Genomic DNA, 17,617 nt, shown 5'->3' on the forward strand with positions numbered 1-17,617 from the left:
CGAGGCTCAGCCTTGCTGGGATATTCATTGCGGTTCCTGACCGACTATATTGTGAATGCAAAATGAGCAAGCCTGGCGCCTTCAAGGCGATGCCGGCGCGCCCTCTTGGGGCTCGGTCAGGTGCTCGATCGCGGCCGTCCGTTTGTTGCGCAGATGCTGGAACAGGATGTCGCTGAGCTCGCTCCCGGCGCGGCGGCGCAGCGCATCGAGGATGGCCTCGTGCTCGCGCATGGCTTCCGCCCAGCGCTGCCGCTTGCGGGCGAAATTGGCGGAGTAGCGGACGCGGCGAATGCGGCCGGCGAAATTGGCGTAGGCAATCTTCAGCGTATCGTTGCGCGCGGCATCGACGATGCTCTCGTGGATGCGCTGGTTGGCCTGGAAATAGCCGTGCATGTCGCGATGCAGGTAATGGCCGTACATCTCGTAGTGCAGCTGCTCGATCGCCGTGATTTCCGCATCCGTTATGGCTTCGCAGGCGAGGCGCCCTGCCAGGCTTTCCAGGCCCGCCATGACGTCGAACAGTTCCTCGAGATCGCGCTGGCTGAGCTGGCGCACCCGAGCGCCGCGGTTGGGCAGTAGCTCGATCAGGCCCTCGGCGGCGAGCACCTTGAGCGCCTCGCGCAACGGCGTGCGGGAGATGCCGAGCATCTCGCAGAGTTGCCGCTCGGGAACGCGCGCGCCTTCGGGAATGTTGCCTTCGACCACGTAGTCGCGCAGCCGCAGCAGGATCTCGCCATGCAGCGAGGCCTCGTGACGGTTTTCCTGGCGATCGCCATTGCCGGGGGACGGGGTGATCGGAACCCCGGTGTCGGGAATCGTGGATTTCATTTGCAGCACAGTAGTTTGCCCAGTTGATCGCGTCGACGCTCGCAATCGAATACCAGATTTCGATTGAAGGGACAAAAAATGAATGCAAAATAGCCGGCAGAGCCGGCCATAACCCGCCGAAAGGGAGCTTTGCATGCCTCAGGGACGCCATTTCCTGCAGATTCCGGGCCCGAGCCCGGTCCCCGAGCGCGTCCTGCGCGCGATGGATATGCCTGTCATCGACCACCGCAGCGCCGAATTCGGCGAGCTCGGCCGCACCGTGCTCGAAGGCAGCCAGCAGATCTTCCAGACCAGGGGGCCGGTCGTGATCTTCCCCTCGTCGGGGACCGGCGCCTGGGAAGCCGCGATCGTCAACACGCTGTCGCCGGGCGACAAGGTGCTGATGGTCGAAACCGGCCACTTCGCCACGATGTGGCGGCAGATGGCGGGGCGCTTCGGCATCGAGGTCGATTTCATCCCGGGCGACTGGCGCCGCGGCGCCGATCCCACGGTGATCGAGGCCAAGCTCTCCGAAGACGCCGCGCGCACCATCAAGGCGGTGATGGTCGTGCACAACGAGACCTCGACCGGCGCGACCAGCCGCATCGCCGAGATCCGCGCCGCGATCGATCGCGTGTCGCATCCGGCACTGCTGATGGTCGACACCATCTCCTCGCTCGGCTCGGTCGACTATCGTCACGACGCGTGGAAGGTCGATGTCAGCGTCAGCTGCTCGCAGAAGGGTTTCATGCTGCCGCCCGGTCTCGGCTTCAACGCGATCTCGGAGAAGGCGCTGGCTGCGACCAGGACCAACAAGATGCCGCGCTCCTATTTCGACTGGGAGGAGATGCTCAAGCCCAACGCCAAGGGTTTCTTCCCCTATACGCCCGCGACCAATCTGCTCTACGGCCTGCGCGAGGCGATCGCGATGCTGCTCGAGGAGGGGCTCGACAATGTTTTTGCGCGGCATCAGCGCTTGGCGGCAGCGACGCGGGCCGCGGTCAACCATTGGGGTCTCGAAGTGCTGTGCCAGGAGCCTTCGGAGTTCTCGCCGGTGCTCACGGCCGTGCTGATGCCTCCGGGGCATGATGCCGATCAGTTCCGGAAAGTCGTGCTCGACAATTACAACATGTCGCTCGGCTCGGGCCTGTCGAAGGTCGCCGGAAAGGTCTTCCGCATCGGCCATCTCGGCGAATGCAACGCGCTGACGCTGCTCGGCGCGCTCACCGGCATCGAGATGGGTCTGTCGGTGGCCGGCGTGCCGCACCGCGCCGGCGGCGTGGACGTCGCGATGAAGCTGCTGGAGCAGCGCCCTCAGGGCAATGCCGCGCCGCATCTGAAGATCGTCGGCACGTAAAGGTCGGCCCGCGAAGATGGTCGCGACGGAGCGGCCGAGGGCAGGCCGGCCCGCTATGCGCGAGGGGCCCTTTGGAGGAGAGGACAAGCCGGTCAAATGGTGCTATTCGGCGCCCACCAAACCAAGGCAAGACCGGGAAGGACGCCGATGACCGTGCATACTGGAAGGCATTTCTTACAAATTCCAGGACCGACCAACGTGCCCGATCGGGTGCTGCGGGCGATGGATTTGCCGACTTTGGACCATCGCGGTCCGGAGTTCGCCGAGCTCGGTTTTGCCGTGCTTGCCGCAATGCAGCGCGTATTCCGCACCAAGCAGCCCGTGATCATCTTCCCCTCGTCCGGTACCGGCGCCTGGGAAGCGGCGATGGTCAACGTGTTCGCGCCCGGCGAGAAGGTCTTGATGTGCGAGACCGGCCAGTTCGCTGTGCTGTGGCGCGGCATCGCCGACAAGTTCAAGCTCGATGTCGACTTCATCCCGAGCGACTGGCGCCATGGCGCCGATCTTGCCGAGATCGAGAAGCGTCTTGCCGCCGACAAGCAGCACGCCATCAAGGCGGTCTGCGTCGTGCACAACGAGACCTCGACCGGCTGCGTGACGCCGCCGCTGGAGGTGCGCAAGATCCTCGACCGCACCAAACATCCGGCGCTGCTGATGGTCGACACCATCTCCGGCCTCGGCTCGATGGAATATGAGCACGACGCCTGGGGCATCGACGTTTCGGTCGCCGGCTCGCAGAAGGGCCTGATGCTGCCGCCGGGCCTCGGCTTCAACGCGGTCTCGGAGAAAGCGCTCGCGGCCGCCAAGGCCAACCCCGGCATGCGCTCATACTGGGACTGGCAGGAGGTCATCAGCTTCAACAAGCTCGGCACCTTCCCCTACACGCCCGCAACGAACCTGCTCTACGGCCTGCGCGAAGCGGTGAAGATGCTGGAGGAGGAGGGGCTGGAGAACGTCTGGACCCGCCACAAGCGCCACAGCGCCGCGACGCGGGCTGCGGTCAAGGTCTGGGGCCTGGAGACGCAATGTGCCGACCCGGCCGCGCATTCTCCGGCGCTGACCGGCGTTCGCGTGCCCGAGGGCTTTGATGCCGACGCCTTCCGCAAGGTCGTGCTGGAAAACTTCGACATGTCGCTCGGCACCGGCCTGAACAAGGTCAAGGGCAAGGTGTTCCGCATCGGTCATATCGGCCACTTCAACGATCTGATGCTGATGGGCACGCTTGCAGGCGTCGAGATGGGCCTCGACCTCGCAAAGATCCCGCACCGGAGCGGCGGCGTGCTCGCGGCGATGGATGTGCTGAAGGGACGCGACGTGGTGCCGATGACCAAGGCTCAAGTCGCCTAAGGCTCAGGTTGCCGGGGCGGCCTGACTGAACTGTAGTGAAGAAAGTGAGCGCGCGATGAACGCACCGACGACTGCCAACGAAGACCTGCTCTACTCCGTCACGGACGGCATCGCGCGGATCACCTTCAACCGCCCGCAGGCGCGCAACGCCATGACCTTCGCCATGTATGACCGCATGGCGGAGATATGCCAGGAGATCAACGTCGACCGTTCGATCAAGGCGCTGATCCTGACCGGCGCGGGCGACAAGGCGTTCGCCTCCGGCACGGACATCTCGCAATTCCGTGCCTTCAAGACCGCGCAGGATGCGCTCGACTACGAGGCGCGCATCGATCGCGTGCTCGGCACGCTCGAGCAGTGCCGCGTGCCGGTGATCGCGGCGATCGCCGGCGCCTGCACCGGCGGCGGCGCGGGGATCGCGGCCTGCTGCGATCTTCGCATCGGCACCGAGACGACGCGGATGGGCTTTCCGATTGCGCGCACGCTCGGCAACTGCCTGTCGATGTCGAACATCAGCCGCGTCGTCGCGCTGGTAGGTCCCGCCCGCACCAAGGACATGATCTTCAAGGCGCGCCTGGTCGACGCGCCGGAGGCGCTGGCGCTCGGCCTGCTCAACGAGGTCGTGCCTGACGTCGAGACGCTGCAGCGCCGTGCCGACGAGACTGCAAAGCTCGTCGCCAGCCACGCGCCGCTGACGCTGGAAGCGACCAAGGAAGCGGTGCGCCGCATCCGCCGCACGCTCTCGCGCGAGGAAGGCGAGGACCTGATCCTGAAAGCCTATATGAGCGAGGATTTCCGCGAGGGCATGGATGCCTTCCTCAACAAGCGGGCGCCGGTCTGGAAGGGCAGGTAAGTCTCACGGGCTTTCGGATTCGTCAGTCGAAAGTCATATGCGTGCAATTGCCCGTCCGCTTGAACTCCTCAGGATTAGTCCGCACTATGCAGTGATAGAATTTTCCGCACCTACAACTCAAAAAACATCAGGGGACGAAACTCGTGCGAATTCCAGTGAAAGCCGTCGGCGCCGCGATGGCGCTGTTGTTGAGCACGCCGGCCGTTGCGGCCTGGGAGCCGACGAAACCGGTGGAGATCGTGGTGGCGGCGGGCGCGGGTGGCGCCTCCGACCAGATGGCCCGGATGATGCAGGCCGCGATCCAGAAGAACAATCTGATGAAGCAGCCGATAGTGGTCTCGCTCAAGGGCGGCGCCTCGGGCGCGGAAGCGCTGATGTACATGAAGTCCAGCGAGGGCGACCCCAACAAGGTGCTGATCGCCTATTCGCTGATCTACATGCTACCGCTGTCGGCGAAGATCCCGTTCAACTGGCGCGAGCTGACGCCGGTCGCCGTGGTCGCGCTCGACCAGTTCGTGCTGTGGGACAACAGCGCGGGTCCCAAGACGTTGAAGGAATTCGTCGCGGCTGCGAAGGCTGCGAGCGCGCCGTTCAAGATGGGCGGCACCGGCTCCAAGCGCGAGGACCACGTGCTCACCGTGTTCCTGGAGCAGAAGACCGGGGCGAAATTCTCCTATCTGCCTTACAAGTCCGGCGGCGAGGCCGCGACCCAGCTGGTCGGCAACCACACCGAAGCCAACGTCAACAACCCATCCGAAAATCTCGAGGTCTGGCGCGCCGGCCAGGTGCGTCCGCTCTGCGTGTTCGACAAGGAGCGCATCGCCTATACGACCAAGGTGACGGACACCCAGTCCTGGGCCGACATCCCGACTTGCAAGGAGGAGGGCGTCGACGTGCAATATCTTATGCTGCGCGCGATGTTCCTGCCCGGCAAGGTCACGCCGGAGCAGCAGGCGTTCTACGTCGATCTGTTCCACAAGGTGACGCAGACCGCGGAGTACAAGGACTACATGGAGAAGCAGGCCTTGAAGCCGATCTTCCTCACCGGCAAGGACATGGTGCAGTTCCTCGAGGAGGACGATGCGCTGAATAAGTCGCTGATGACGGAAGCCGGTTTCGTCGCCAAGTAGTGCTCTTATCCTCGCTCGCCCCGTTCTTGCGGGGAGAGGGAGGGTTGAACGCAGTCTGTCCAAACAGTCCATGTCCCAAACCGATATCGAGATCGTCGTCGACGATCCCACCGCGCCCGAAGACGATTCCCCTGCCGTCGTCTCTTCCGGCACGGTCGAGATCATCGTCTGCCTGCTGCTGCTCGCGCTCGCGGTCACGCTCGGCTACGACAATTGGCGCACCGGCGCGTCCTGGGATGCGACCGGGCCGGAGCCCGGCTATTTCCCGTTCTATCTGTCCGTCATTCTCGCCGGCGGCAGCCTCTACGGCCTGATCGCCGCGCTGCTTGCGCGGCGTGCCTCGTCCGGAACCTTCGTCACGCGCGCGCAAGGCCGCCGCGTGCTGGCGGTGTTCGTGCCGACGCTGCTGTTCTGCCTGGCGACGCAGTTCCTCGGCCTCTATGTCGCGAGCTTTCTCCTGATCGCGGGCTTCATGCGCCTCGTCGGCCGGATCGCGCTGTGGAAGTCGTTGCTCACCGCGTTCGCGTTCACGGCGATCATGTTCGTCACCTTCGACATCGCCTTCGACGTCATCATGCCGAAGGGGCCGCTCGAAGCGGCCCTCGGGCGCTAGGCGGAGCCCCCCGCGCGATGGAAGCTCTCGGTCTCCTGCTCCACGGCTTTGCCGTCCTGTTGACGTGGAAGACGCTCGTCCTGATGATGGCCGGGCTGGTGCTCGGCATCTTCGTCGGCGTGCTGCCCGGGCTCGGCGGCCCCAACGGCGTTGCGATCCTGTTGCCGCTGACCTTCACGATGGACCCGACCTCGGCCATCGTGATGCTGTCCTGCATCTATTGGGGCGCGTTGTTCGGCGGTGCCATCACCTCGATCCTGTTCAACATCCCGGGCGAAGCCTGGTCGGTCGCGACCACTTTCGACGGCTATCCGATGGCGCAGCAGGGCAGGGCGGCGGAGGCGCTGACTGCGGCGTTCACCTCCTCCTTCGTCGGCTCGCTGGTCGCGGTGCTCCTGATCACCTTCCTCGCGCCGATGATCTCGTCCTTTGCGCTGAAATTCGGCCCGCCCGAGTTCTTCGCAGTGTATCTCCTCACCTTCTGCTCCTTCGTCGGCCTCGGGCGGGAAGCCAAGCACAAGACCGTCATCTCGATGTCGCTGGGCCTGCTGCTGGCCGGCATCGGCATGGATACGGTGTCCGGCAGTCTGCGCATGACCTTCGGCTCGCCGGAGCTCTTGCGCGGCATCAACTTCCTGGTCGCCGTCATCGGCCTGTTCGGCATCAGCGAGATCCTGCTGACGATGGAGGAGCGCCTTGCGCTGCGCGGGCATGCGGCTAGCATCTCGCTGCGCGTCGTGCTCGGCGTCTGGAAGGATCTGCCGAAATACTGGGTGACGCTGCTGCGCTCCTCTTTCATCGGCTGCTGGCTCGGCATCACCCCGGGCGGTGCGATCGCGGCCTCCTTCATGGGCTACAATCTGGCAAAGCGCTTCGCCAAGGAGCCCGAGGGCTTCGGCAAGGGCCGCATCGAAGGCGTGTTCGCGCCGGAGACGGCGGCGCATGCCTCCGGCACCTCGGCGCTGCTGCCGATGCTGGCGCTCGGCATTCCCGGCTCGGGCACGGCCGCGATCCTGCTCGGCGGGCTGATGGTGTGGGGTCTCAATCCAGGGCCGCTGCTGTTCGTCGAGCACAAGGATTTCGTCTGGGGCCTGATCGCCTCGATGTATCTCGGCAACGTCGTCGGCCTCGTGCTGGTGCTGACGACGGTGCCGATCTTCGCCTCGATCCTGCGCGTACCGTTCGCGGCGGTGGCGCCGATGATCGTGGTGTCCTGCGCGATCGGCGCCTATGCCATCCAGAACGCGATGTTCGACATCTGGCTGATGCTGGGCTTCGGCGTGGTCGGTTACGTCTTCAAGAAGATCGGCATTCCGCTGGCGCCGTTCACCCTGGCGCTCGTGCTCGGCAACCGTGCCGAGGATGCCTTCCGCCTTTCGATGATCGGCTCAGGCGGCACCCTGAAGGTGTTCTGGTCGAACGGCCTGGTCGGCTCGATCACGACCCTGGCGATTCTGCTGCTGTTCTGGCCGGTGATCGACGGCCTGCTCGGCCGTATTGGCCCGAAGGCCGCGGGGCAAAACGGCGGCGCAACGAAAAGTTGAATTCTATCAGCGCCTTGGTTTTAATGTGTCGTCACCGTCCGGTCGCTGACGCCTTGTGATTGTTTCCAGATGTTGCTGCTGCGCGACAGACTGGGCCGGACTTGGCGCTTATCCTTCCCGTAGATTTCTTAACTTTCTGATGGGGGCATTGCAATGAAGCAGGTTGTAATGGGAATTGTGGCTGCTTCGCTGGTCGCGAGCAGCGCACTGGCCGCTGATCTGGCTTCGAAGCCCTACGTGAAGGCCCCAGCCGTCGTCGATCCGGTCTGGAGTTGGACGGGCTTCTACGCCGGATTGAACGCCGGATACAGTTGGGGCAGGGCGGAGACCACGGTGGCGCCGATCGCATTGCCATTCCCGGCCATCCAGTTCGGCTCGTTCGGCCAGAATGTCGACGGTTGGCTGGCCGGCGGACAGCTGGGCTATAATTGGCAGGTCGATCCGAAATGGGTCGTCGGCCTCGAGGGCGACATTCAGTGGTCCGGTGAGCGGTCGTCGCGGACGGTGACCACGACCAGCGCGCGCTATGGCTCGAATATCATCGGTCTTCCAATCGGCACCGACTTCAACTCCATTGCGACGCTCACCGCAAACCTGTCCTACGATCTGCAGTGGTTCGCAACCTTCCGCGGCCGCGTCGGCATCCTGTCGGATCCGCAGACCCTCTGGTACGCGACTGGCGGTCTTGCCGTCGGCGAGTTCAAATATTCGTCTGCGACCACCCTTGGCATCCAGGTTTTCGGACCGGGTCTGGGCGGCACGACGCCGCTCGGCGGGTTCGCCTTTCCGATCGGGCCGGGGGCGAGCAGCACCGATACCAGGGTCGGCTGGACGGTTGGCGCCGGCGTTGAACGTAAGTTCACCCGCAACTGGTCGGCCAAGCTCGAATATGTCTACATGGATTTCGGCAGCAAGACCTACTTTGCGGGAACCGCCAACCAGGCGGATGTGAGCTTCCACGACCATGTGCTGCGCGCCGGCTTCAACTATGCGTTCGCCCCAACGCCCGTCGTTGCGAAGTACTGAGCTGCCACCGCGAACTGCCTTCGATGCCCGGCAATCTCGCCGGGCATTGTCGTTTCCGGGATCGCTCACACCACCTTGGCGTCCCGGAGCTTCGCAATCTCGTCTGCCCCGAACCCGAACTCCTTCAGCACTTCATCGGTCTGCTCGCCGAATTCCGGCGGCCGCGCCACCATCCTGCTCGGCGTGCGCGACAGCGTCACGGGCTGGCCCACCAGGCGGATATGCCGGCCTTCATCGTTCGGCACGTCCTTCGCAATGCCGAGATGCTTGACCTGCGCGTCCTCGAACATCTGGTCGATGGCGTAGATCGGCCCGCAGGGCACGCCGGCCTCGTTGAGCTCCCGGACCCAGGTCTCGGTCGACTTCGTCACAGTACGCTTCTCGATCTCGGCGTTGAGCGCATCGCGATTCTTCGAGCGGGCGGGAGCCGTTGCATAGTCGGGATGGCTGTAGAGCTCCGGCGCGCCGATCGCCTGCGCGCAGCGCTCCCAGATCCGCCCGCCCGTGGTGGCGATGTTGATGTAGCCGTCGGAAGTCTTGAACACGCCGGTCGGAATGCTGGTCGGATGGTTGTTGCCGGCCTGCTTGGCGACCTCCTTCTCCATCAGCCAGCGCGCGGCCTGGAAGTCGAGCATGAAGATCTGGGCCTGCAGCAGCGAGGTCTGCACCCACTGGCCTTTGCCCGAGACCTCGCGCTCGAGCAGGGCGGTGAGGATACCCATCGCGCAAAACAGGCCGGCACTGAGGTCGGCGACGGGAATGCCGACCCGCATCGGGCCTTCGCCCGGCGCGCCGGTGATCGACATCAGCCCGCCCATGCCTTGCGCTATCTGATCGAAGCCCGGCCGCTTGTGGTAGGGGCCGTCCTGGCCGAAGCCGGAGATGCTGCCATAGACGATGCGCGGGTTGATCGCGGCGAGGCTGTCGTAGTCAATGCCGAGCTTCTTCTTCACGTCGGGTCGGAAATTCTCGACTAGGACGTCGGCCTTGGCGGCGAGGCGCTTGAACACCGCGAGCCCGCGCTCGTCCTTCAGGTTCAGCGTCATCGCCCGCTTGTTGCGATGCAAATTCTGAAAGTCGGAACCGCGCCGCGGCCCGCCAGGCTGCTCGCCGCCGGCATCCTCGGTCAGCGCATCGACCTTGACGACGTTGGCACCCCAGTCGGCGAGCTGTCGCACGCAGGTCGGCCCGGAGCGGACCCGGGTCAGATCGAGCACGGTGAAGCGCGACAGGGCTTCCGAGGCATGCGGGAAGGACATCGTGAAAGGCTCCGGGACAGATTGCGGGCCTACCATATTGGCTGACAGAGGAGCGGCAAAGCCCCTCGGGGCGTTGGTTCGCTCTGAAAACGCGAAGGGACGTCGCTGCAGCGTCGACGATTGTCGATCACGGGATGCTAGGGTGCCTTGACTTCGCGGGTCCGATGCGCTTGCTCCCGAACAAAGACGCGGCCGGGTCAGAACAACTTTGACCGTCTACTCTAGTCGCACCTATCGCTGTGCAAACGACTTGGTAGCGGGAGCCTGCTGATCGGGCGAGCAGGCTCCTACAACCGCATACAGCGAGCCAGCGCGGCAGGGTGTCATCTGGAAATCGGACACGATCCCGAAGGCGAGGGTAGCCAGGGCCAAAGCAGAGACGACGCCGATCCAGTTCATTCTACGAGAATACTTCAAGTTGTCCGCCAAACCAAGCCGCGCTAGGTGCCACCCGGTTGGTCAGTGAATAAGGCCGCGTCTGTGGATCAGGGCAGGGCCACGACTTTAAGAACGAACAAACGGGTTGCTCGTGGAAAGGGGGCTCCCGAAGCCGATACCACATACCAACCCGTGTTGGATCGTACCGAGCAATGGCGATTGACTACACTTTGCGCAGCCGCTGTGCCAGTTTGACCCGGACCCCCTTTAGTTGGGATCAACCATGGCGCGAAAATCTTCGGGTGATTTACGCACGCCCGGCCGTAGAGCTAGAGTGTCTTAGATGACTTGAGGCTTGCAATCTCCTCGACGAAAGCCAGTCTCTTCAAGCACCTCTTCCGCTGCTCGCCGAATTCCGGCGGCCACGCCACCATCCGCTAGGCGTACGCGAGAGCTACAAGGGCTGGTTCCGGATATGCCGGCCTTCATCCTTCGGATACCTCCTCAGCGATGCCAAGATGCTTGACCTGCGCGTCCTCGAACATCTGGTCGATCGCGTATCAGCTTCTGTATCTATTCCGCGCGGGATAGTCCGAGCGACGAATAGGATGAAGTGACCGAACGAAGCCAAGCGTTGGCGTACCTCCGCGGGGGCGCAGCTGCCAGTCTAAATTGGCCGGAGTCCTAGAGGGCGATTTCGCGTTGACTCTCCCGACGCAAGGGCACAAGAATCTTGAATAAGTCTGGTTTGACTCCATTTGGTCGCCTTGGAACTTCGGAAAACCTGCAACCAAATGGGCAAGGCGTTCGGAGCGTTCTGACGAATCCTAAGGGAGCCTGCGCTGATAGGAGCCAGCGAGCGTTCCCTTACTCGTCCGCCCACCAACGATAGAGCACGTGTAGACTGAGCAAACGATGAGAGAAGAGCGTCTTCGGCATCTGGTCTTCAATTGTCTATTTAGTTTCGTAGACCGATGGAAAGTTAGGCGGTTGCCGCTTGTGTGCCCAAAATGTTTTGAGCAAGCCTCGAGAGCGACCTTCGCGAGAGGACGACGGATAGTGGCAGAAAGAGACCTTCATTGCGATGCGTGCGGTGCCAGCAGCGATATCGCAGGATGGCGTTTTGCGGCGGAGTACAAAAGAAGGGGAGAGCGACCTCCATCTCTGTCTGCAAACTGATCTAATTTGCATAGCTTCCAAGTAGAGCCAACCGAACCCGACATTCAGTGCGTCATAAGATTGATGCGTGAGCCGGGTTCTCGATATGGTCGGGCATTCGAACTCTAATCTTCTATTCTTCGTGGTAGGGATTGTCCGTCTAGCTGTTGGAGAATCCTCCCTACTGCCAGACTCACGCCTATCACATAGATCCAGCCCGGCACAAAATCGAACAGATGTGAATTAAATAAATAACTAGCAATGCTTTTCCGAGCTCGCCTTGATTTCGCTTCAATTATGAGACATTCAGACTACACGAGCTTCTGTCAAGCTTGCGATCTCGTCCGTGCCGAACCCGAACTCCTCCAGCACCTCGTCGATCTGCTCGCCGAATTCCGTCGGTCGCGCCACCATCCTGTTCGGCGTGCGCGACAGTGTTACGGGCTGACCGACCAGGCGGATACGCCGCCCCTCGTCGTTCGGCACGTCCTGGGCAATGCCGAGATGCCTGACCTGCGCGTCCTCGAACATCTGGTCGATGGCGTAGATCGGCCCGCAGGGCACGCCGGCCTCATTGAACTCGCGGACCCAGGTCTCGGTCGACTCATCACGGTGCGCTTTTCGATCTCGGCGATGAGGGCGTCGCGGTTCTTCGAGCGGGCAGGGGCCGTCGCGTAGTCGGGATGGGCGTACAGCTCCGGTGCGCACGCGCAGCCCTCCCATATCCTCCGGTGGAGACGGACGCTGTCGTCAACAAGCGGGTGCCGGTCTGGATGGGCAAGTAGCCCTGCTGGCTCGAGAGAGCGTAACACCGGGCGAAGGCCTTTACATGCATTCTTCGCGCCGACATCATCCCGGGGTGCTACACCCTATGTTTCACGAGCTTCGTGGTAACCGGCAGCCTCATCAAGGAGGCGCATCATATTCGAAAGTTCAAGTTGCTTGGCGACAATTCCGGCGCGGTTGGCAATTGTGCTTTGAGAGGCCTTTAGAACTCCGGCATCTCGGGCGCGCGCAAAGACATCGCAGACCTTTCGGAGGAAGTTTGGCGTGTAACCGAATGCTCTGATGCCCTGCATAGTGCGGAAGTTGATCTGGCCGGCTATCGTAACGAGATCTTCACCGATAAAAGGCTTCAAATTCTCGACGGTCAAGAAACCAGGGAGATTGGCGCCGTTCCGATAATATTGACGCCCTTTGGGGGGCCGGATGCGACCCAGCCCAATCATAAGGCCACGGTGAGTAATTACGCGCTGCCCGTCATCGAGGACGGCAACTTCGATCTCGATGTCCCCAAATCGAAGTGAACCCTGATGCGTCGCCCGCGGCAAGTGTCTCGCCCAACGGGCCTGGACGGCCTTCCTAGCAATTTCCCGTCGCTCGTCGCCTGAGAGCGCGGCTGCCCTTGCAATGCCGCCTGCGGCACGTGCGGGAACCCCCCAGTGCACCTTCGACCGCGTTCTCCGCCGCTCGGGGTCGTGATCTAAACTGACTTTTCTACGCGTACTCATAATTCAGGAATATGGTGAGATCAGAAAATTGCAAGCGCGGCGAGCAAGCAGAAATGAACTTGGTCAACGCTCTGCACGCAGCAACGTTACGCTGCGAGTAACGTCGGATCATTTAGGACGGTTTTGACTCGTGCGGGTGAAGAGCAATGCCAGACAGCTGTGCAGAAGGCTCTAAGCATCGAATCCCTACATCGAATTTGGGGAACCGGCCGAAACGTTGCCAGGAGGGCTTGGGCGACGCAGAGTGCCTGGTAGATATCCCGCTCTTGGTAGAGCTTCGGACCAAATAGGCTTCCAAACAATCCGCCCCAAAAGCTATGTTTGTGAGATCGGACAAGGACACCCTTCTTGCCGACGGAGATCCAACAAGCGTCTCCGCTCTCTAGTATGATCGTCGCGTCGTGGCCAAATTTCTCATTGACGTAGAGCAGGCGCGGCATCACGTCATGCTTCCCTCATTTAGGATTGCGCTTGATCGAAGCGGTCGGCACAAAAGCGATTGCGTCCGATAGGGACGGATGATTGCCCTCTTCGGCCCAGGAGGCTGACCATATGCTCACAGCTCCGATGCGCAAAGCTTACCGACCAAGTTGCAATGAGGATCATGTCCGCTTCAGTTTCGGCGAATTAGCCGGCACATATTCGCTGAGGTTATCTCCAAATTTCATTCCAATTCAAGAACATAGGTGGCCACGCCTGAACCATGAATCAAGGCCGCGATAGCGCCGGCAGTCCCGGTGGTACGGCTCGCCGGCTGGGGAGCCGGCTAGTTTGGTCGAGATCGTGCTGGGCGGCTGCCGCACGGCACCTTGGAGAAATAGCGGATACTGCAAGCCGCTCCATAGGACGAACCGAATACGCCGGCGGAGTCCTGTGCGATAAATCAATGGATGCTTCTCGCGAGTACAGCAACCACCCCGGCGAATGCGAGCTGTGAACCCACGCCAAATATTCCCGTCAATGCCCGCTTAGAGTGTATCCACCAATGAAAGCGTTGGAGAACGTGCACTGGGCCACGCGGGTAGAGCGTGTGAACGAATTGCAACGCGTCTGGCAACATCGCGGTGAACGCGCCGATTGCAATCGCCCAGATCGATGTTTCCGTCGCGAACAACCAGAGCGCAAGGCCAAATCCGGCGCAGGTATCGATTCCGATGATTGCGAAATCCGTCAGCGTCGCGCTACTGAAGGAGAGGCGGCGATTGTCGGCACCTTTGCCAAGACTTATCGAGCGAAGTGGATAGTCCCAGTGCGGAATTGCATCATTGCAAAATGGCTTGCGAACCCCGCGATCGCCGCGGCTGCCGGGTGCAATGGGACCAGGCTGGCAATCGCTCCGCCGACGATCGCGTGCGTGCTCAAGATCATGTTTTCTGTCTATTGCGAGGATGATGGGTGTGGGGAGCCACAGTTTCATGGGACGGATGTTTTCCCGAAGTTGCTGCGACGGGAAGAAGTGACGCGAGATCGTCGTTCTCTCATTCTGTCGGAGATACTATCGAGGAGGATTGCAACGAAGAGGCAGGCGACGATCATCCAGCCGCTAAAAACGGCCAGAAACCAATTTTGGATCATCTTCAACCATGTCCTCGTTTGGCGCTCAGCCTTCAAAAGCAGCGAGAGCTTGACTCGTCAAGTCGAACGGCTGTTGAAGAAACGATATCAGGATTGTACGAGCGGCGGTAGATTGTCAGGTTTCTCGGAACTCACTCCAGCTCGGCGTCCCCAAGGCTTTCGCTTTTCATTCCGACCAGCCGAAATCCTTCGGTACCTCGTCTGCCGGCGCAAGTCCAGGAAGCTGCCGCCAAGCTCGACGCACCGTGCACTCTCATGATAGTTTTGAGCTACCGACTCAGGCAAAGTGCTTTGTAATGAGGGTGGCTTCATTTCGAGCGACCGGATTGCTCCCCGCCTACGGGCGGCGATTGGTGGTGGGTATGGCTGCCCTCGCGGCAAGCCTCCTTACTTCATCGTGTGTCGGCTCCGACAAAGCCTCTTCGGGCCTAAGAGTTACGACTGGTGCTCCTTGGGCGCGCGATCTCAACGAGCCGCCGCCTAGTCGACCGCCCGTGCGTAGACCTGACTAGCTGATCTCGCACGGCAATGCGATAGGCCCGATCGTTTTCACCCTTTGATTTTCGGATGATGTTCTTCTCCTTAGATCGTTGCGCTTGTGCGTGTTGTCCGGAAACCCAAGCGCTGCTAGGTGCCACCCGGTTGGTCAGAATGAGGTCGCGTCTGTCGACCAGGGCAGGAATACGACTTCCAGAACGGACAGCGGGTTGCTCATGGAAAGGGAAGTCCCGAAGCTGATACATAAACCAATTCGTATCGGATCGTACCGAGAAATGGCGATTGATTTCACTTTGCGCGGCCGCTGCGGCAGTTCTCCAACAAGCTACTTGATTTAGCCCGGACTTCCCCTTAGTCGGAATCAACCAGCGCGAATACTCTTCGGTTGATTCACGCACGCCCGATCTTAGAGCTAGAGTGTCTTAAGTGTCTTGAGTCGCCTTCAGGTTGCGACCTGTCGACGACAAGGCAGTCTCTCCCAGCACCCCATTTGCTGCTTGCCGCATTCGGGGCGGTGTCTGCGAGATCAGCGCGACAGGCGCTTCAATTCGGCGCGCGCCCGAGCGGCAAGGGGATCATCGCCATGGCGCGCAATGAAGAGCTCAAGGGCCTCCCGCGTTCCCTTCCGGCGGGCAGCTTCATATTCCTCGGCCACCGCAGCGGCAGGATCTCGTGCCATCGGCATGGAGGGCGCACGCCCTGCCTTGCTGCTGTCGTCTGCTTTGGCCCTCTCCACCATCACAGCCAGTCCTCCGAGACGTTGATGGGACAGTCCGGCAAGCACAATCAAGGCGCCAAACAGGCCGGGCGGAAGTGTGCGTCGTTTCATGAAACCCTGCAAAATCATGGGTGTTCCGGGAACGGACCCTAGCTGGCGTTCCGTATGACTACGGGATTTAATGGCTAACACAGCCTTGTGGAGCAGCGCAAACGCCCCTGCCCCATTTAAACCAAACGTTTAACTCTCTAGCTAGAATCATGTGCCCCCGCGGCGAATCACACGACGCGCTGCTTTGGAGAGTCAATTGGCCACCGCTGTTTATGTCAGTGCCACCAACAACGCCGAGATCGACGGCCTGCTGTCCGGCGTCAGATGGTCGGGCACGATCACCTACAGCTTTCCTGACGCTCCGAGCGACTATTCGAATCCTTATTCCGGGGGCAGCGGCGAGCCGACCAGGTCGGGCTTTGCTTCTGCTCCCGTGCAGATCCAGACGGCGATCAACTACGCCATCGGATTGATCCTCAGCTACACCAACGCCAATATCCAGTACGCGGGCACCAACGGCGCCGACCTCATGATCGCGCAGTCGCCGGCCGCCAATCCGACCGCCTACGCCTACTATCCCAGCAATTATGCGTCCGGCGGCGACATCTGGTTCGGGACTCAATACAATTTCTCGCTCGCCAAGCTCGGCAATTACTACTTCACCACCGCGCTTCACGAGCTCGGCCATGCCCTCGGCCTCAAGCACAGCCACGAGGCCGAAGGGCCCGCCAACGTCGCGCTGCCGACCGCGCATGACAGCAGCGAATATACCGTCATGAGCTATCGCAGCTATGTCGGCGCTTCGACCACGGGCGGCTACACCAACGAAGCCTATGGATATTCGCAGACCTACATGGCCAACGATATCCTCGCGCTCCAGACCATGTACGGTGCGGACTACACGAATCAAAGCAGCAACACCGTCTACACTTGGAATCCGACCACGGGGCAGGAGTTCATCAACGGGGTCGGGCAGCTCGCACCCGGCGGCGGCGTCGGCGGTTCGGCCAACCGCATCTACGAGACCATCTGGGACGGCGGCGGCGTCGATACCTACGACCTTTCGAACTACACGACGAACCTGAGCATAAACCTCAATCCGGGTGCCTCATCGGTGTTCTCCGCCGTGCAACTGGCCAATCTCGGCAACGGTCACTATGCGTCGGGCAACGTCTACAACGCCTATCTGTACAACGGGGACGCGCGCTCCTACATCGACAACGCCACAGGCGGATCCGGCAACGACACCATCGCAGGCAACGCCATCGCAAACGTGCTCAACGGCGGATCCGGCAACGACATGCTGGACGGCGCTGGCGGTAACGACACCATCGCGGGCGGCGCGGGGACCGATACGGCGGTCTATTCGGGCAACTTGGCGAACTACGCGATTGCGTACAACGCGGGCACCCAGACCTTCATCGTTGTCGACCAGCGCGCCGGCGCGCCGGACGGCACCGACACCTTGACCGGGATCGAGAATTTCCAGTTTGCCGATACCACGGCCCCGAGCGCCGCACTCGTGAGCCCGCCGGTCTCGATCGAAGCCGTGGGGGCGACGAGCCTCGTCCAGGTCGGCAGCAATTTTTACATGAACCCGGCGGCCGGCTTCGGACCTGCGCTGAAATACGTCGGCTCGCCGGTGGTGGCCGGCCAGTTCGGCGCCTGGACGCCGATCGCCGCGGAGCAGACCTCGAGCGGTTACGAGGTGGCGTGGAAGTACTCGGGCAGCGATCAGTTCGCGATCTGGACGACCGACAGCAGCGGCAACTTCGCCACCAGCACCGGTCAG

Annotated in this window: 13 protein-coding genes and 2 pseudogenes; 8 read left to right on the forward strand and 7 right to left on the reverse strand. The window is 61.8% G+C overall.

Features of this window, described 5'->3' with window-relative positions:
- Positions 1-81 precede the first annotated feature (81 nt).
- Positions 82-828 (reverse strand): GntR family transcriptional regulator, encoded by a 747-nt coding sequence (locus I6F12_RS33325; RefSeq protein ID WP_225158193.1) that lies wholly within the window; start codon positions 826-828, stop codon positions 82-84.
- A 133-nt stretch (positions 829-961) separates the two neighbouring features.
- Between I6F12_RS33325 and I6F12_RS33330 the strand changes: the two genes are divergently transcribed.
- From I6F12_RS33330 to I6F12_RS33360, 7 genes are all read left to right on the forward strand, one after another.
- A complete protein-coding gene (locus tag I6F12_RS33330; RefSeq protein ID WP_225158194.1) occupies positions 962-2,164 on the forward strand; it encodes an alanine--glyoxylate aminotransferase family protein in 1,203 nt (400 codons plus the stop codon).
- A gap of 147 nt (positions 2,165-2,311) precedes the next feature.
- Positions 2,312-3,511: an aminotransferase class V-fold PLP-dependent enzyme gene (locus tag I6F12_RS33335; RefSeq protein WP_225158195.1), complete on the forward strand. Its 1,200-nt coding sequence runs from the start codon at positions 2,312-2,314 to the stop codon at positions 3,509-3,511.
- A gap of 55 nt (positions 3,512-3,566) precedes the next feature.
- The gene (locus I6F12_RS33340; RefSeq protein WP_225158196.1) at positions 3,567-4,364 is read left to right on the forward strand and encodes an enoyl-CoA hydratase/isomerase family protein; all 798 of its coding nucleotides are present in this window, start codon (positions 3,567-3,569) and stop codon (positions 4,362-4,364) included.
- A 176-nt stretch (positions 4,365-4,540) separates the two neighbouring features.
- Positions 4,541-5,494: a tripartite tricarboxylate transporter substrate-binding protein gene (locus I6F12_RS33345; RefSeq protein ID WP_225158207.1), complete on the forward strand. Its 954-nt coding sequence runs from the start codon at positions 4,541-4,543 to the stop codon at positions 5,492-5,494.
- A 70-nt stretch (positions 5,495-5,564) separates the two neighbouring features.
- Positions 5,565-6,107 (forward strand): tripartite tricarboxylate transporter TctB family protein, encoded by a 543-nt coding sequence (locus I6F12_RS33350; protein WP_225158197.1) that lies wholly within the window; start codon positions 5,565-5,567, stop codon positions 6,105-6,107.
- Between the two features lie 17 nt (positions 6,108-6,124).
- Positions 6,125-7,651, forward strand: coding sequence for a tripartite tricarboxylate transporter permease (locus tag I6F12_RS33355; protein WP_225158198.1), 1,527 nt, complete (start codon positions 6,125-6,127; stop codon positions 7,649-7,651).
- Positions 7,652-7,804: 153 nt separating this feature from the next.
- Positions 7,805-8,677 carry an outer membrane beta-barrel protein gene (locus I6F12_RS33360; protein WP_225158199.1) on the forward strand — a complete coding sequence of 291 codons (873 nt, stop codon included), beginning with the start codon at positions 7,805-7,807 and terminating at the stop codon, positions 8,675-8,677.
- A gap of 65 nt (positions 8,678-8,742) precedes the next feature.
- Here the strand turns inward: I6F12_RS33360 and I6F12_RS33365 are convergent, their stop codons facing one another.
- From I6F12_RS33365 to I6F12_RS33390, 6 genes and pseudogenes are all read right to left on the reverse strand, one after another.
- The gene (locus I6F12_RS33365; RefSeq protein ID WP_225144438.1) at positions 8,743-9,936 is read right to left on the reverse strand and encodes a CoA transferase; all 1,194 of its coding nucleotides are present in this window, start codon (positions 9,934-9,936) and stop codon (positions 8,743-8,745) included.
- 707 nt (positions 9,937-10,643) lie between these two features.
- A pseudogene (locus I6F12_RS33370) lies at positions 10,644-10,874 on the reverse strand (CoA transferase); the annotation flags it as partial.
- A gap of 904 nt (positions 10,875-11,778) precedes the next feature.
- Positions 11,779-12,200, reverse strand: a pseudogene (locus I6F12_RS33375) (CoA transferase); the annotation flags it as partial.
- A 141-nt stretch (positions 12,201-12,341) separates the two neighbouring features.
- Positions 12,342-12,803: a hypothetical protein gene (locus I6F12_RS33380; protein WP_225144437.1), complete on the reverse strand. Its 462-nt coding sequence runs from the start codon at positions 12,801-12,803 to the stop codon at positions 12,342-12,344.
- Positions 12,804-13,866: 1,063 nt separating this feature from the next.
- A complete protein-coding gene (locus I6F12_RS33385) occupies positions 13,867-14,400 on the reverse strand; it encodes a hypothetical protein (RefSeq protein WP_225158200.1) in 534 nt (177 codons plus the stop codon).
- 1,182 nt (positions 14,401-15,582) lie between these two features.
- The gene (locus tag I6F12_RS33390) at positions 15,583-15,885 is read right to left on the reverse strand and encodes a hypothetical protein (RefSeq protein WP_225158208.1); all 303 of its coding nucleotides are present in this window, start codon (positions 15,883-15,885) and stop codon (positions 15,583-15,585) included.
- Positions 15,886-16,081: 196 nt separating this feature from the next.
- On the opposite strand from I6F12_RS33390, the gene I6F12_RS33395 reads away from it, so the two are divergent.
- Positions 16,082-17,617: M10 family metallopeptidase C-terminal domain-containing protein (locus I6F12_RS33395; protein WP_225158201.1), on the forward strand; the 1,536-nt coding region annotated here is incomplete at its 3' end.

Source organism: Bradyrhizobium sp. IC4059, assembly GCF_020193615.1.
GTDB lineage: Bacteria > Pseudomonadota > Alphaproteobacteria > Rhizobiales > Xanthobacteraceae > Bradyrhizobium > Bradyrhizobium yuanmingense.

Excerpts from the sequence above, each read along its gene's own strand:
- I6F12_RS33385 (WP_225158200.1), bottom strand. The coding sequence starts at position 14,400 with ATGAAACTGTGGCTCCCCACACCCATCATCCTCGCAATAGACAGAAAA.
- I6F12_RS33345 (WP_225158207.1), top strand. The coding sequence starts at position 4,541 with ATGGCGCTGTTGTTGAGCACGCCGGCCGTTGCGGCCTGGGAGCCGACG.
- I6F12_RS33335 (WP_225158195.1), top strand. The coding sequence starts at position 2,312 with ATGACCGTGCATACTGGAAGGCATTTCTTACAAATTCCAGGACCGACC.
- I6F12_RS33360 (WP_225158199.1), top strand. The coding sequence starts at position 7,805 with ATGAAGCAGGTTGTAATGGGAATTGTGGCTGCTTCGCTGGTCGCGAGC.
- I6F12_RS33365 (WP_225144438.1), bottom strand. The coding sequence starts at position 9,936 with ATGTCCTTCCCGCATGCCTCGGAAGCCCTGTCGCGCTTCACCGTGCTC.
- I6F12_RS33390 (WP_225158208.1), bottom strand. The coding sequence starts at position 15,885 with ATGAAACGACGCACACTTCCGCCCGGCCTGTTTGGCGCCTTGATTGTG.
- I6F12_RS33325 (WP_225158193.1), bottom strand. The coding sequence starts at position 828 with ATGAAATCCACGATTCCCGACACCGGGGTTCCGATCACCCCGTCCCCC.
- I6F12_RS33355 (WP_225158198.1), top strand. The coding sequence starts at position 6,125 with ATGGAAGCTCTCGGTCTCCTGCTCCACGGCTTTGCCGTCCTGTTGACG.
- I6F12_RS33340 (WP_225158196.1), top strand. The coding sequence starts at position 3,567 with ATGAACGCACCGACGACTGCCAACGAAGACCTGCTCTACTCCGTCACG.
- I6F12_RS33330 (WP_225158194.1), top strand. The coding sequence starts at position 962 with ATGCCTCAGGGACGCCATTTCCTGCAGATTCCGGGCCCGAGCCCGGTC.
- I6F12_RS33350 (WP_225158197.1), top strand. The coding sequence starts at position 5,565 with ATGTCCCAAACCGATATCGAGATCGTCGTCGACGATCCCACCGCGCCC.